The 12,604-nt window shown below is 68.4% G+C and carries 12 protein-coding genes and 1 pseudogene; 7 read left to right on the plus strand and 6 right to left on the minus strand.

All coding sequences use genetic code 11. The features are described from left to right. The first annotated feature begins 88 nt into the window (after window positions 1-88). The 4 genes from OHS16_RS08800 to OHS16_RS08815 all read left to right on the plus strand — a co-directional run bounded on the left by OHS16_RS08800 (window position 89) and on the right by OHS16_RS08815 (window position 5,207). On the plus strand, window positions 89-595 hold the full coding sequence (locus OHS16_RS08800) for a DinB family protein (RefSeq protein ID WP_328536611.1): 507 nt from the start codon (window positions 89-91) through the stop codon (window positions 593-595). Between the two features lie 863 nt (window positions 596-1,458). Further along, a complete protein-coding gene (locus tag OHS16_RS08805) occupies window positions 1,459-2,667 on the plus strand; it encodes a cupin domain-containing protein (RefSeq protein WP_328536612.1) in 1,209 nt (402 codons plus the stop codon). 62 nt (window positions 2,668-2,729) lie between these two features. After that, window positions 2,730-3,914, plus strand: coding sequence for a cupin domain-containing protein (locus OHS16_RS08810; RefSeq protein WP_328536613.1), 1,185 nt, complete (start codon window positions 2,730-2,732; stop codon window positions 3,912-3,914). A 6-nt stretch (window positions 3,915-3,920) separates the two neighbouring features. Further along, window positions 3,921-5,207 (plus strand): MFS transporter, encoded by a 1,287-nt coding sequence (locus OHS16_RS08815; protein ID WP_328536614.1) that lies wholly within the window; start codon window positions 3,921-3,923, stop codon window positions 5,205-5,207. 165 nt (window positions 5,208-5,372) lie between these two features. Here the strand turns inward: OHS16_RS08815 and trxA are convergent, their stop codons facing one another. The 3 genes from trxA to OHS16_RS08830 are packed head-to-tail and all read right to left on the minus strand — an operon-like array spanning window position 5,373 to window position 7,760. Next, window positions 5,373-5,705, minus strand: a complete 333-nt coding sequence (gene trxA, locus OHS16_RS08820) for a thioredoxin (RefSeq protein ID WP_328536615.1) — start codon at window positions 5,703-5,705, stop codon at window positions 5,373-5,375. Then, the gene (locus OHS16_RS08825) at window positions 5,702-6,112 is read right to left on the minus strand and encodes a MerR family transcriptional regulator (RefSeq protein WP_328536616.1); all 411 of its coding nucleotides are present in this window, start codon (window positions 6,110-6,112) and stop codon (window positions 5,702-5,704) included. Before OHS16_RS08825 ends, trxA begins: the two co-directional genes overlap by 4 nt. 55 nt (window positions 6,113-6,167) lie before the next feature. Beyond that, the gene (locus tag OHS16_RS08830; RefSeq protein ID WP_328536617.1) at window positions 6,168-7,760 is read right to left on the minus strand and encodes an MFS transporter; all 1,593 of its coding nucleotides are present in this window, start codon (window positions 7,758-7,760) and stop codon (window positions 6,168-6,170) included. Between the two features lie 85 nt (window positions 7,761-7,845). Between OHS16_RS08830 and OHS16_RS08835 the strand changes: the two genes are divergently transcribed. Both OHS16_RS08835 and OHS16_RS08840 read left to right on the plus strand, forming a co-directional pair. Then, window positions 7,846-8,466 (plus strand): TetR/AcrR family transcriptional regulator, encoded by a 621-nt coding sequence (locus OHS16_RS08835; RefSeq protein WP_328536618.1) that lies wholly within the window; start codon window positions 7,846-7,848, stop codon window positions 8,464-8,466. A gap of 59 nt (window positions 8,467-8,525) precedes the next feature. Further along, window positions 8,526-8,753 (plus strand): annotated as a pseudogene (locus OHS16_RS08840) (NUDIX domain-containing protein); the annotation flags it as partial. Window positions 8,754-9,077: 324 nt separating this feature from the next. Here the strand turns inward: OHS16_RS08840 and OHS16_RS08845 are convergent. Together OHS16_RS08845 and OHS16_RS08850 are read right to left on the minus strand one after the other, a co-directional pair. Continuing rightward, on the minus strand, window positions 9,078-9,206 hold the full coding sequence (locus tag OHS16_RS08845; RefSeq protein WP_328541061.1) for a hypothetical protein: 129 nt from the start codon (window positions 9,204-9,206) through the stop codon (window positions 9,078-9,080). Window positions 9,207-9,244: 38 nt separating this feature from the next. Continuing rightward, the gene (locus OHS16_RS08850) at window positions 9,245-10,282 is read right to left on the minus strand and encodes an alcohol dehydrogenase catalytic domain-containing protein (RefSeq protein ID WP_328536619.1); all 1,038 of its coding nucleotides are present in this window, start codon (window positions 10,280-10,282) and stop codon (window positions 9,245-9,247) included. Window positions 10,283-10,517: 235 nt separating this feature from the next. On the opposite strand from OHS16_RS08850, the gene OHS16_RS08855 reads away from it, so the two are divergent. After that, window positions 10,518-11,090 (plus strand): DNA-3-methyladenine glycosylase I, encoded by a 573-nt coding sequence (locus OHS16_RS08855; protein ID WP_328536620.1) that lies wholly within the window; start codon window positions 10,518-10,520, stop codon window positions 11,088-11,090. A 38-nt stretch (window positions 11,091-11,128) separates the two neighbouring features. Here OHS16_RS08855 and OHS16_RS08860 read toward each other — a convergent pair whose 3' ends face one another. Then, the gene (locus tag OHS16_RS08860; RefSeq protein WP_328540773.1) at window positions 11,129-12,484 is read right to left on the minus strand and encodes a cation:dicarboxylate symporter family transporter; all 1,356 of its coding nucleotides are present in this window, start codon (window positions 12,482-12,484) and stop codon (window positions 11,129-11,131) included. Window positions 12,485-12,604: the final 120 nt, after the last annotated feature.

Consider the following 12,604-nt stretch of genomic DNA (forward strand, 5'->3'; position numbering starts at 1 on the left):
GGGCCCCGCGGGGACCGGTGGCCCCGTATACGTAGACGCATCACGTCGGACGTTCAACGCCGGCCTCGCCGGCCGAAAGGAACAAGCAGTGACAACCGAACGCATCCCGCCGCCCGCGGTCGCGGGTGAGCGGGAGATGATCCGCGCTTTCCTCGACTACCACCGCTCGACGCTGGCCATGAAGTGCGACGGCCTCTCCGACGAGCAGCTGCGCCGGCAGTCGATGCCACCCTCGACACTCTCCCTGCTCGGTCTGGTACGGCACATGGCCGAGGTGGAACGGGCGTGGTTCCGCCGGATCTTCGACGGGGAGGACATCCCTCTCGTCTGGTCGGACAGCAGGGACTTCCAGGTGGCCTACGACGCGAGCACGTCCACCAGGGCCGAGGCGTTCAGCGCCTGGGAGACGGAGGTGGAGCACGCCCGCCGTATCGAGGAGAAGGCCGAGTCCCTCGATGTGACCGTCTATGAGCCGAAGGGCGGGGAGGACGTGTCCCTGCGCCTGGTGATGTTCCATCTGATTCACGAGTACGCCCGGCACAACGGTCACGCCGACCTCATCCGCGAAGGGATCGACGGCACCGTAGGCGCCTGAGCCGCACCACCGCATCGTCATCCGATCCGCCGTCCGGGCGGGGCAACCAGCACGCCCGGGCGGCGGATCAGTCATGCCCGGGTACGTGGCGGATGAATTGTCCAAGTGCCGATTTTCCTCAGTTGAACGCCGGGTTTGCCGCGTAATTCCCGCCCCTGCACGCCCGCCGGCAGTTCGGAGCCGGTGAATGAACGGCCCCGAAGCCGCTCCGTAATCGCATTGATTGACACCCGGTCACGGGCACCCCAATATGAATATCGAACCGAGCACAACAGCTCGGGGGAATGCAGAAGACAAAGGAGAACATCATGAGCGACATCGAGTTCATCGAGACCGCCGCTGAGACCCTCGCCGCGTCGTACTACGTCAACATTCAGTAATTGCTACCGCAGTGCGGGGCACCCAACGGGCAGCCGGCCACTGCGGGCAGCGAACTGCATGACGTGTCATTCCACGAACTAACCAAACCTGAATGGAGAACATCATGAGCGACATCGAGTTCATCGAGACCGCCGCCGAGACCCTCGCCGCGTCGTACTACGTCAACATTCAGTAATTGCTACCGCAGTGCGGGCCACCCAACGGGCAGCCGGCCACTGCGGGCAGCGAACTGCATGACGTGTCATTCCACGAACTAACCAAACCTGAATGGAGAACATCATGAGCGACATCGAGTTCATCGAGACCGCCGCCGAGACCCTCGCCGCGTCGTACTACGTCAACATTCAGTAATTGCCGCCGCGGTGGAGGGGGGCCGACCTTGGCCCCCCTCTACCGCGGGCACTGCCCGGCCACGACCGGGCCCACATCGACAAAAATCGTTGGTGATCTGCAAAAAGCTGACGGACCAGAATGGAGTGACCATGGAGAGTTATACGTTCGGCGACCTCGTCGGGGACGAGAAGCTCTTTTTCTCCGAATACTTCAACAAGAAGCCGCTGCTGCGCAAGGGCGCACTGAAGGGCAACCCGAGCGACATTCTCTCCATCGGCAGGCTTGACGAGCTGGTCAACTCGGAGATCATCCGGCCGCCCTACCTCAGGATCAACCTGAAGGGCACCGGCGTTCCCGAGAAGGGCTACACCAGGACCGTCACCGTCCAGGGAACCGACATCACGGATTCCATCGTGCCCGAGCGCGTGTACGAGCTGTACCGCGCGGGCGCGACTCTGGTCTGGAGTTCGCTCAACCACATCGAGCCGTCGCTCCGTTCCTTCTGCCGGGTCATCAGCGACAAGTTCGGGGCCCGCACCGACTGTGTCGCCTTCCTGACGCCGGCCGGTAAGCAGGGGTTCTCGGCCCACCACGACCCGGTCGACCTCTTCATCGTGCAGACCGAGGGAACCAAGCGGTGGAGGATCTGGAACTCCCCGTCGGAGCGCCTTGCCGAGACCGCCTCGTACACCCAGGAGGAGCTCGGTGAGCCGTCGATCGAGGTGCTGATGGAGCCGGGTGACGTTCTCTACCTCCCCTACGACACCCCGCACGCGGCCGCTGCCGAGGAGAAGGTCTCGGTCCACCTGTCCATCATGGTCAGGCCGCGGATGTGGAAAGAGCTGTTGCAGCAGACGGTCGAAACGCTGATGCAGGAGCCGGAGTTCAACACCTTCCCCTACATCGGGGAATCCCGTGACGCCGATGTCGAGTCCGAGTTCGCCAGGAAGATCGCCTCTCTTGCGGAGAGGATGCAGACCGTCGATTCCGAATCGGAGCTCGACCGGCTGCTGGACACCGGACGCTACACCGACCCCGGGCGGCCTGCGCGCATTCCGGTGGGAGACACGTTCAAAGCGTCGGCGGAGCTCGACGTCGTGAATCCGGATGCGCAGCTGCGGCGCACCAAGGTGCCCGTCGAATTCGGCGCGAACGACAACGGGCGCACCCAGATGTCGTTCAAGGGACACAAGATCGCGGTGCCTTCGCCGGTCGCCGAGGTTCTTGCCGGTCTGGTCGAAGGCGGTCTGGTGAGGGCGGCGGATGTCTTCCCCGACATGCCGGCGGAACGCTCCGCGAAGACCGCACAGGGGCTCGCCAGGCTGGGAGTCCTCGAAGTGGTCGCGGCTCACGCCTGAGTGAGCCGGATGGACGGCCGGGATCAACCGGAACCGTTACGGTCCCTAGGAGGCGACACACGATGGGTATCCACACTTTCGAGGATGTGGTCGGTGATGTACCGGCCTTCTTCTCGGAGTACTTCAACAAAAAGCCGCTCCTGCGGCAGGGCGCTCTTGTGGGCCGTCTCCAGGACATCCTGTCCGTCCGCCAGCTGGACGACATCGTCACCATGGAGACCGTTCTCCCCTCGTACCTTCGGATAGCGAAGGACGGCAAAGGGGTATCGCCCAAGGCGTATACGCGCACCGTGACCCCGCAGGGCGCCGCCCTGGCAGAGACCGTGATACCCGAGAAGGTGTACGAGCTCTTCCGCTCCGGCGGCACCATCACCTGGAATTCACTGCAGCATTTTCTGCCTTCGGTCCGGGGACTGCTCGATGTCCTCACCGACACCTTTTCGGCACGCAGTGAGGCGGTCGCGTTCCTGACTCCCGCTCTGAAGAACGGGTACGCACCGCACCACGACCCGGTGGATGTGTTCATCTTCCAGGTCGAGGGCACGAAGAGCTGGAAGCTCTGGGACGCTCCGGCGGTCCGCCGGGGCGATGAAGCGACGTACAGCATGGAAGAGCTCGGCGACCCGAGTATCGAGATCACGCTTCATCCCGGCGATGTGCTCTACATCCCGCACAACACACCGCACGCCGCTGCCGCCCAGGAGGAGATCTCCCTCCACCTCTCCGTCATCGTCGAGCCGCGCAGATGGCGTGACCTGGTGCGCGAGACGGTGGTGGAGGCCCTGGCCGACGACGACTTCCACGACTTCCCGTACCTGGGCGACGAGTCCGCGGTGGCTCTCGATCTGGCAGCCAAACTGCGCACGCTGCAGGACAGGCTGCACCACATCGATCCCGTGTCCGAGATCAAGCGTCTGACGGTGAGTGGCCGCGGCAGCACCAGCAGGCCGCGGGAGTTCGAACGGCTTTCCGCGGTGGACGTGTTCGGCACCGGAACCCGTATCCGCCGCAGCACGGTGCCGCTGGACATCGGGGAGAGCGACGGAGGCAGGACGGTGCTCAGGACCGGCGGCCACCGGCTGGCAGTGCCCGACGCCGTGGCAGCCGTGCTGCGGGATCTGGAGGCCGGCGGCTCGGTGACCGCGGCCGGGTTCTTCCCAGGTGTTCCCGAAGACCGCTCCCTGCGCGCCGCACAGGGACTTGCCCGGCTCGGCGTGCTCGAGGCCGCCGAAGAGACGAGGAGCTGAACCCCCATGGCTGACAGTGCAACCCGGCCGACGGAGCACCACCCCGGCCCCTCACAGGTCCCGGCGTGGCGCGACGTGTACATTCTCGCGAGCATCCGCGGGCTGTCGGTCGCGGGCGACATCATGGCAGCGACGGCACTCACCCTGATGCTGCAGAAGAACGGGGCGGGCGCCTACGCGGTCATGGCCCTGCTGCTGGCCGCGACGGTTCCGCCGGTGCTGCTGTCGCCCCTCACGGGCCGCTTCGCCGACCGGTTCGACAGCCGCCGTCTGATCGTGACGGTGGGCACTCTGCAGGCCCTGGTCTGTGCGGCGATGACCATGTTGTCCTCGCCTGCCCTGCTCATCGCTCTGTCGGTGCTGCTGTCCACCGGACTGGCCTTCACCCACCCGGTGTTCGGCGGACTGCCCGGGGCCATGGTCGGCAAGGAGAACGTACCGAGGGCCTCCTCGATCTCACAGACCACCGCCATGGGCGGCATGGTGGCCGCCCCGGCCGTCGCCGGCTTCATGACCGGGCATTTCGGGGTGACCATCCCGCTGGCCCTGGACTCCGTGAGCTTCCTGGTCGTGGCACTCGGCGGCCTGCTCATCACCACCCGGCTGCACCCCAACCGCGGTGGCGCTGCGCAGCCCGGCGACGGCACACAGCCGGCGGAGGCCGTCTACCGGATCTCCTCCGACCGCTTCCTGCGGGCCGTGCTGGTACTGAGCGGCGCCGTGATGGCATGCGCGTGCATCATCAACGTCCTGATCGTCTTCTACGTCCGCGACACCTTCGGCGCGTCCGACCAGGTCTACGGGCTGATCATGTCCTCCTGGATGGTGGGGCTCGTACCGGGAGCACTGCTGGTCCGACGGATCAAGAGGCTGAGCCACGAGTTCATCCTCATCGGCTCCTTCCTCTGCATCGGCGTGGGGATTCTGGGTGCGGGGCTGGCCCCCAGCGTCTGGTGGATCGCCCCGTTCTACATGCTCGGCGGATTCGGCAACGGGGCCCAGGCCACGGTGACGCACATCCTGCTCAACCTGCGGGTTCCGCAGGCCTACCGGGGCAGGGCGTTCGCCGCACTGGGTGCCGTCTCCAACACCGGCCCGGTCACCGGATACCTCCTGGGCGGAGTCGTGCTGAGCTTCACACAACCGAGGTACGCCTTCTTCGCCGCCGGTGTGTTCGTCCTGCTCGCTCTGCTCGGGTTCGCCAAGAACGTCCTCAAGTCGGCGTCCGAGCCGGCCGTGGAGGCACCGCTGAGCACGACGCCGGCGGATGCGGCCGCGGCCGCGGCTTCCTAGTCGCGGCCGGCACCGCCGAGGAGCCCGGCCGCCCGGCCGGCCGGATCCCCACCGGAAATACCCCGGACGTCTCCACGTCCGGGGTATTTGCGCGCTCCGACTGCGGTGCCTCCACGGGGAGGCGGTGTTCTCCGCCCCGCAGCCGGCTTCCCGCGGGACCCGCGCTCAGATCACGTCCTCGAGCTCTTCGAGCAGGCGTCGCTTCGGCCTCGCGCCGACCATCGACTTCACCGGTTCCCCGTCACGGAACACCATCAGTGTCGGCATCGACAGCACGCCGTACCGGATCATCACCTCGGGGTTGCTGTCCACATCGAGCTGAACGACCTTGAGGCGATCGGCCGTTTCGGCGGCGACCGCGCTCAGCACCGGGGCGAGCTGACGGCAGGGCCCGCACCAGTCGGCGGTGAACTCGACCAGGACCGGCCGGTCCGCCTCCAGCACCTCGACTGCGAAGTCGGCATCCGTCACGGCGTCTATGCCATCTGCGTGGATCATCTCTGCTCGTCCTCCCGGTGGACCAGTTCACAGCGCGGTTGTGGACCCTGAGGCAACTCCGACTCGGCGCGGGCCAGTTGCGCCCCGACCTGGTCACGGACCCCCTGCAGCTGTCCGATCAGCGAATCGAGCTCGGAGAGTTTGCGCCGGTAGACGGCCAGCGAGGCAGGACACAGATCGCCCGCCGGGTGCCCGGCACGCAGGCACTCCACGAAGGGCCGGGTGTCCTCCAGCTCGAACCCGAAGTCCTGGAGGGTTCTGATCTGCTGGAGCAGCCGCAGATCGTCCTCGTCGTAGGTGCGGTAGCCGTTCACCGCCCGCCGGGCGGGCAGCAGCTCGCGGGACTCGTAGTAGCGCAGGGTGCGGGTGGTCGTCCCCGCTCGCTCCGCCAGCTCGCCGATTCGCATGCCCCGAAGGTAATCCTTGACGCCGACGTCAAGGCAAGCACCGGGGGCCGGCACATCAGACCGGAGCCGTGATCCGCTCGTCGGACGTCCGCGCTCCGGACTCCTCTCGCCGCCCGCGGCCCGGTACGAGTACCCCCACGATCACGGTGCCCACCCCGAGGACCACCGCGCCGACCAGGCTGGTGTGCGCGACCGCGTCGGCGAAGGCGCTGTGCACCGCGTTCACCAGTGCCTGTGCCTGCTGCGGCCCTGCCTGGGCGCCGGCCTTCCGCGCCACTGCGAGCCCGGCCCCCACCGAGTCCTGCGCGGCACTCAGCGCGCCCGCGGGAAGCCTGCCGCCGGCCGCGTGGGCGAGGTGCGATGAGTAGGCACCGGACAGCACCGAGCCGAGAATCGCGATGCCCAGGGAACCGCCGAGCTCGATCGAGGTGTCGTTGACCGCTCCTCCGACTCCGAGTTCCGACTCGGGGAACGCGCCCATGATCGCCTCCGTGCAGGGTGACAGGGCCAGACCGATGGCCAGGCCGAGCAGGACGAGCGGCGCGACGAAGTCCCCGTACCCCGAGCCCGCATCGATACGGGTGAGCAGGGCGAGCGCCGCGGTACCGCCGGCCATCCCCGCGGTGACCGTCACCTTCATCCCGAGGCGGGGCGTGAGCAGTCCGGTCAGGGCCGAGCCGACGAAGACCGCTCCGGCCAGCGGGAGCATCCGTACACCGGTCTCGAAGGCGTCGTAGCCGAGGACGAACTGGAGGTGCTGGGTCAGGTAGTAGAAGGCGCCGAAGACAGCCAGGAAGAAGAGTGCGACGGCGATGTTGGACCCGGCGAAACCGCGGTCGAGATAGCGCCGCACGTCCAGCACCGGGCGCGGATGACGCAGCTCCCACACCACGAAGAGGATCAGGCCGGCGCCCGCGATCACGGCGGCGGTCACGGCCTTGACACCCCACCCGAAGTGCGGGCCTTCGATGATCATGTAGACGAGTGAGCCGACGGAGACGACCGACAGAGCGCCGCCCACGACATCGATCCTGCCGTGCTGCCCGGCCCTGGACGGCGGCACCAGAACCAGGGCTCCGACGATGGCCAGCGCCGTGATCGGGACATTGATCAGGAACGTCGCGGACCAGCCGTGGTCCCGCAGCAGCGCCCCCGCCACCAGCGGCCCGGCGGCGATGGCGAGCCCGGCGGTGGCCGTCCACAGGACGATCGCCCTGGCCCGTTCGGCGCGCGGGAAGGTCGCGGCGAGCAGCGAGAGGGTGGCAGGCATGATCATCGCCGCACCGACGCCCATGACGGCCCGGGCCGCGATGACTCCGGCCCCGCTGCCCGCCATGGATCCGGCGACGGCCCCGCCGCCGAAGACCGTCAGCCCGATGACGAGTGCCCCGCGCCTGCTGTACTTGTCGCCGATGGCGCCGAGCAGCAGCATCAGCGCGGCGTACGGGACGGTGTAGCCGTCGATGACCCACTGCAGGTCCGCGTCGCCGAGTCCCAGGTCCTGGGTCATGTCCGGTGCGGCGACCGTCAGCGCGGTGTTCGCCATCACGATGATCAGCAGACTCAGGCACAGAACCAGCAGCGCCCACCAGCGGCGCCGGTAGGGCCCGTCCATTTCGGCGACCGGCTGTTTCACGATCGGACTCATGCTGCTCCACCTCTCCCCGACTTGCACATCGCTGTGCAATTACACACTGCTGTGCAATTTAGCTCGCTTCCGGGCGCTGTGCAAAATGGGACCCGTGACCTCCGGACGAGCAGACGCCAACCGCCGCCGCATCCTCGATGTGGCACTCACCGAGCTGCTGCGCGACCCGGATGCGTCGATGGACCAGATCGCGCGCGCGGCGGGCGTGGTGCGCCGCACGGTGTACGGCCATTTCCCCAGCCGAGAGGCCCTTGTCGCGGCGCTCGTCGACAACGCGGCTGCCGCCGTCACCGACGCCCACGCCTCCGGTCGCGAGGGCGTCACCGACCCGGCCGAAGCGCTGGCGCGCGCCACCCTCGCGGTCTGGGAGATCGCCGACCGGCACCGGCTCCTGGTGGCACTGGCCCAGCGCAGCGTCACCCTGGAGGGCATCAGGGAGCGCCTGGCCCCCGTCCGGCGAGCCTGCGCCGATCTGCTCCAACAGGGCCTGGACGAAGGTGTCTTCCTCTCGCCGCTGCCGTCGTCCGCACTCGCCTTCGTGCATGAGCAGACCCTGTTCGGGCTGATGGAGGCGGTGAACGAGGGCGCGCTGCCGGCGGCCGACGGCGGCGCGGCAGCGGCCAACACGCTGCTCATGACGGCCGGGGTCCCGGCCGTCAGAGCGCGTGCCGTGGTGGCGTCAGCGCAGGCGGACCGCACTCCTTGATCCGCACGCCCGGCGCCGCTGTCGCACCCTGCCCGTACCGCGTACGGGTGACCCGGGACATGGCAGGCCCGCGGCCGTTCGATGCCGCGCCGGCCGACGCGCGACGAGCGGTTGCCGAGTTCGACGACGCATGCAACTGGCTCACGGAGGCCGGTGATTGCCTGCCGGGACCGCTCGCTGCCGAGGTCTGGGTGTTCGACGAGTCCCCGGAGCGGGTGCTGCTGGTGGAGCACCGGTGGCGGGGTTGGGTGCCGCCCGGCGGGAAGGCCGAGCCCGGTGAGACGCCCCGGCAGGGCGCTGCCCGGGAGCTTTTCGAGGAGACCGGCGTGCGTGCGGTTCTGCTCGACGAGCCCGCCGCCGTGGCGGTGCGTTCGTTCCGCGCCGACTGGACCGCGACACTCAGCCTGTCGTACGCCGCGGTGGTCGACGCCGGAAGTCCCCTCGGCCCGGAGAGCGGCCGGCCCGCCGGCTGGGCGGCGCTGGACCGGCCCTGGGAGAGCTGCCTCCCCGAGGACCGTCCCCGGATGCGGCGGCACGCCGACCGGATCGCCCGGCGGACGGTCCACGGCCGGCGTACCCGCTTGCCCGCGGTCAGCCCGCGGCGGCGCCGGTCAGGCCGTCCAGTCGGGGCGCCGCCCGAGGTAGCGCAGGAGCGCTGCCGTGTCGTCGTACCCGGTCTGCGGATCCAGTGCGGACGCAAAGGCGAAGCCACGCAGCGGCTCGGCCAACTGTCGTGCCACAAGCGGAAGTTGGCGGGAGAATTCCGGGGGTGTACGGCTCAGTTGCCGGTGGTCAGCACCATCCGGAAGCGGGCCGCGCCGGACATCATCCTGTCGAACGCCTCCCCCGCTTCCTCCAGCGGCGCCTCCTCGGTCCAGGAGCGGACACCGCTCTGCGCGGCGAAGCGCAGGGTGTGCTCGGTGTCGACGGCGATGCCCGACGCATGGCCGTAGATCTTCTTCGTACCGGCGATGAGCTGAAGGCCGCTGACCTTCAGCTCGTCGGGGGTCGCGCCGACCACGATCAGCTCACCGCGCCTGCCGAGACCGTCGAGGGTCGCGGCCATCGCCTCGCCGTTCGTGACCGTCGCCAGGACAACCTTCGCGCCGCCCAGCTTCTGCAGCTCTTCGGCGACGTTCTGGGCGGTGCTGTCGATGTAGTGGCGGGCGCCCAGCTCAGAAGCGAGCTTCCCCTTCTCGGCGCCCCTTGCGATGGCCACCGTCTCGAGGCCCATCGCGGCGGCGAACTGCACGCCGAGGTGCCCGAGTCCGCCCACGCCCAGGATCGCCACCAGATCACCGGCCCGTGCCGCACTGCGGCGCAGCGGGTTGAAGACGGTGACACCGGCACAGGCCAGCGGGGCGGCTTCCACAGCACTCAGCCCGTCGGGGATCCGGGCCAGTGCGACCGCGGGAACGACCACCGCGTCGGCGTAACCGCCGGGGTAGGCGACGCCCGGGATCTGCAGCTCCGGGCAGTTGACGCCGTCGCCCACACGGCATGCCTCGCAGTGGCCGCAGCTGCCGCCGTACCAGCCGACGGCGACACGGTCCCCGGCAGCCCAGCCGGTCACACCGTCGCCGAGGGTGTCGATGCGTCCGGCGATCTCGTGCCCGGCGGTCACCGGGAAGGACGTGCCGGGCAGCTGTCCCGAGAGGATCATGGCGTCCGAGTGACAGACGCCGCACGCCTCCACGGTGATCCGGACCTGGCCGGGCCCAGGAGTGGGCATTTCCGTGCGGATCAGGGAGAAAGTGCCGCCGGGCTCGGCGACCTGCATGGCGCGAGTGGGCTGAGAGGCGGAAGTGGCAGTCATGTGGATTGTCCTCGCCTTCGGGTGGGGGCGGAAGAACGCGACACAGCGAGGTGCCCGCTCCGTCAAGTGTGAGGGCCACCCGCTCCCCGTGCCATGCGCACCCGGCGTTCCGGTACTCCGTGCCCGGTGGCAGCGGCCCGGTGTGCCGCGCCGCGCGCCCGGTGGCGGCGGTCCGGTGCAAAGCGCCGCTGCTGTCATAGTGGTCGGCCCGCCCTCACCACTGCGAGGAAACCGAATGAAGAACGCAGAGCAGCGCTGCGCCTGGGCGAACGGTTCCGACCTGATGGCCGCCTATCACGACGAGGAGTGGGGCCGCCCCTCGCACGACGACCGGTATCTCTTCGAATTCCTGGTACTCGAGGGCGCCCAGGCCGGGCTCTCCTGGTCGACCGTGCTCGGCAAACGGGAGAACTACCGGCGGTTGCTCGACGGCTTCGACCCGGTGAGAATCGCCGCGTACGACGAGGCCAAGCTGGACGAACTGCTCGGCGACGCGGGCATCGTGCGCAACCGGCTCAAGGTCCGCTCGCTGGTGAAGAACGCTCGCGCCTTTCTCGCCGTCCAGGAGGAGTTCGGCTCCTTCGACGCCTATCTCTGGCAGTGGGCCGGCGGAGCGCCGGTCGTCAGCAGACCGGGCCCCGGCGACCCGCTGCCGGTGAGCACCGAACTGTCCGACCGGCTCAGCAAGGACCTCAAACGGCGCGGTATGACCTTTGTCGGCACCACGATCGTCTACGCCTATCTCCAGGCCGTCGGAGTCGTCGACGATCACAGCGCCGGCTGTGCGGCGGCAGCTCGGCGGAGCTGAGCCGCCGAGCTGCTGCCGGGGCCGCCCACCGGCCGGGTTCAGGCCTGCGGGGCGGGCTCCTTTTCGCCTTCGCGCGGCAGCGGTACGTCTTCCTGCGGCTGCCCGGCGGTCTGACCGTCGTCGATGAGCGTCGCCTCGTCGAACGGGATCCGTCCGGCCAGCACGGCCGCAGCCCGTTCCCTGTCGATCTCCTTCGTCCAGGTGCCGACCAGCACGGTCGCCACCGCGTTGCCCGCGAAGTTCGTCAGAGCCCGAGCCTCGCTCATGAAGCGGTCGATGCCGACGATCAGACCCACACCGTCGACCAGCTCCGGACGGTGCGACTGGAGTCCGCCGGCCAGGGTGGCGAGGCCCGCGCCCGTCACCCCCGCCGCGCCCTTCGACGCGACGATCATGAACAGCAGCAGGGAGATCTGCTCGCCACCGCTGAGCGGCTTGTCCATCGCGTTGGCGACGAAGAGCGAGGCCATCGTCAGATAGATCGCGGTGCCGTCGAGGTTGAAGGAGTAGCCCGTCGGGACCGTGATACCGGCGACCGGGCGGCTGACACCCAGGTGCTCCATCTTCGCGATCAGCCTGGCCAGGGCCGACTCGGACGAGGATGTGGAGAGGATCAGCAGGAATTCCCGGCCCAGGTACTTGAACAGCATGAAGATGTTCATGCCGCCGATCAGCCGCAGCAGCGTACCGAGGACCACGAAGACGAAGAGCGCACAGGTCACATAGAAGCCGATCATGATGACGGCGAGGGACTTCAGCGCGTCCACACCCGTCTCGCCGACCACCGCCGCCATGGCACCGAAGGCACCGACCGGTGCCACCCACATGATCATCGCGAGGATCCGGAAGACCAGCCGCTGGATGTGCTCGATACCGCGCAGCACCGGCGCACCCGCCGGGCCGATCGCCTGCAGCGCGAAACCGGTGAGCAGTGCGATGAGCAGCGTCTGCAGCACCTCGCCCGAGGTGAACGCGGAGATCATCGTCGTCGGGATGATCCCGACCAGGAAGTCCACGGTCGACTCGCCGGCGCCCTGGGCCTGCGCCGCCCCCGTGTGCCGTACCGCCTCGGTCAGATGCAGACCGGCGCCCGGTTCCAGCAGATTTCCCACCACCAGGCCGATGGCGAGCGCCACGGTCGACATGACCAGGAAGTAGCCGAGCGCCAGACCGCCGACCGCGCCCACCTTGGCGGCCTTACGGACCGAGCCGACGCCGAGCACGATCGAACAGAAGATGATCGGCGAGATCATCATCTTGATCAGATTGACGAACCCGGTTCCCAGTGGCTTGAGTTCGACCGCCACCCCAGGAGCCGCGAAGCCCACCACGATACCGAGTACCACCGCACCGACCACGGCGAAATACAGATAGTGCGTACGGTCCCGCTTCATTGCGGACACGCTGCCTCCTCGTCACACGATGTTCCGATCCGCGTCCCTGACCATCCCGGCGGATCCCCGCGACTATCCACCACCCCTGTGACCCCGGTCACCCTTGAGTTCATTTCGTTC

Source organism: Streptomyces sp. NBC_00344, assembly GCF_036088315.1.
In the GTDB taxonomy this organism is placed as follows: Bacteria; Actinomycetota; Actinomycetes; order Streptomycetales; family Streptomycetaceae; genus Streptomyces.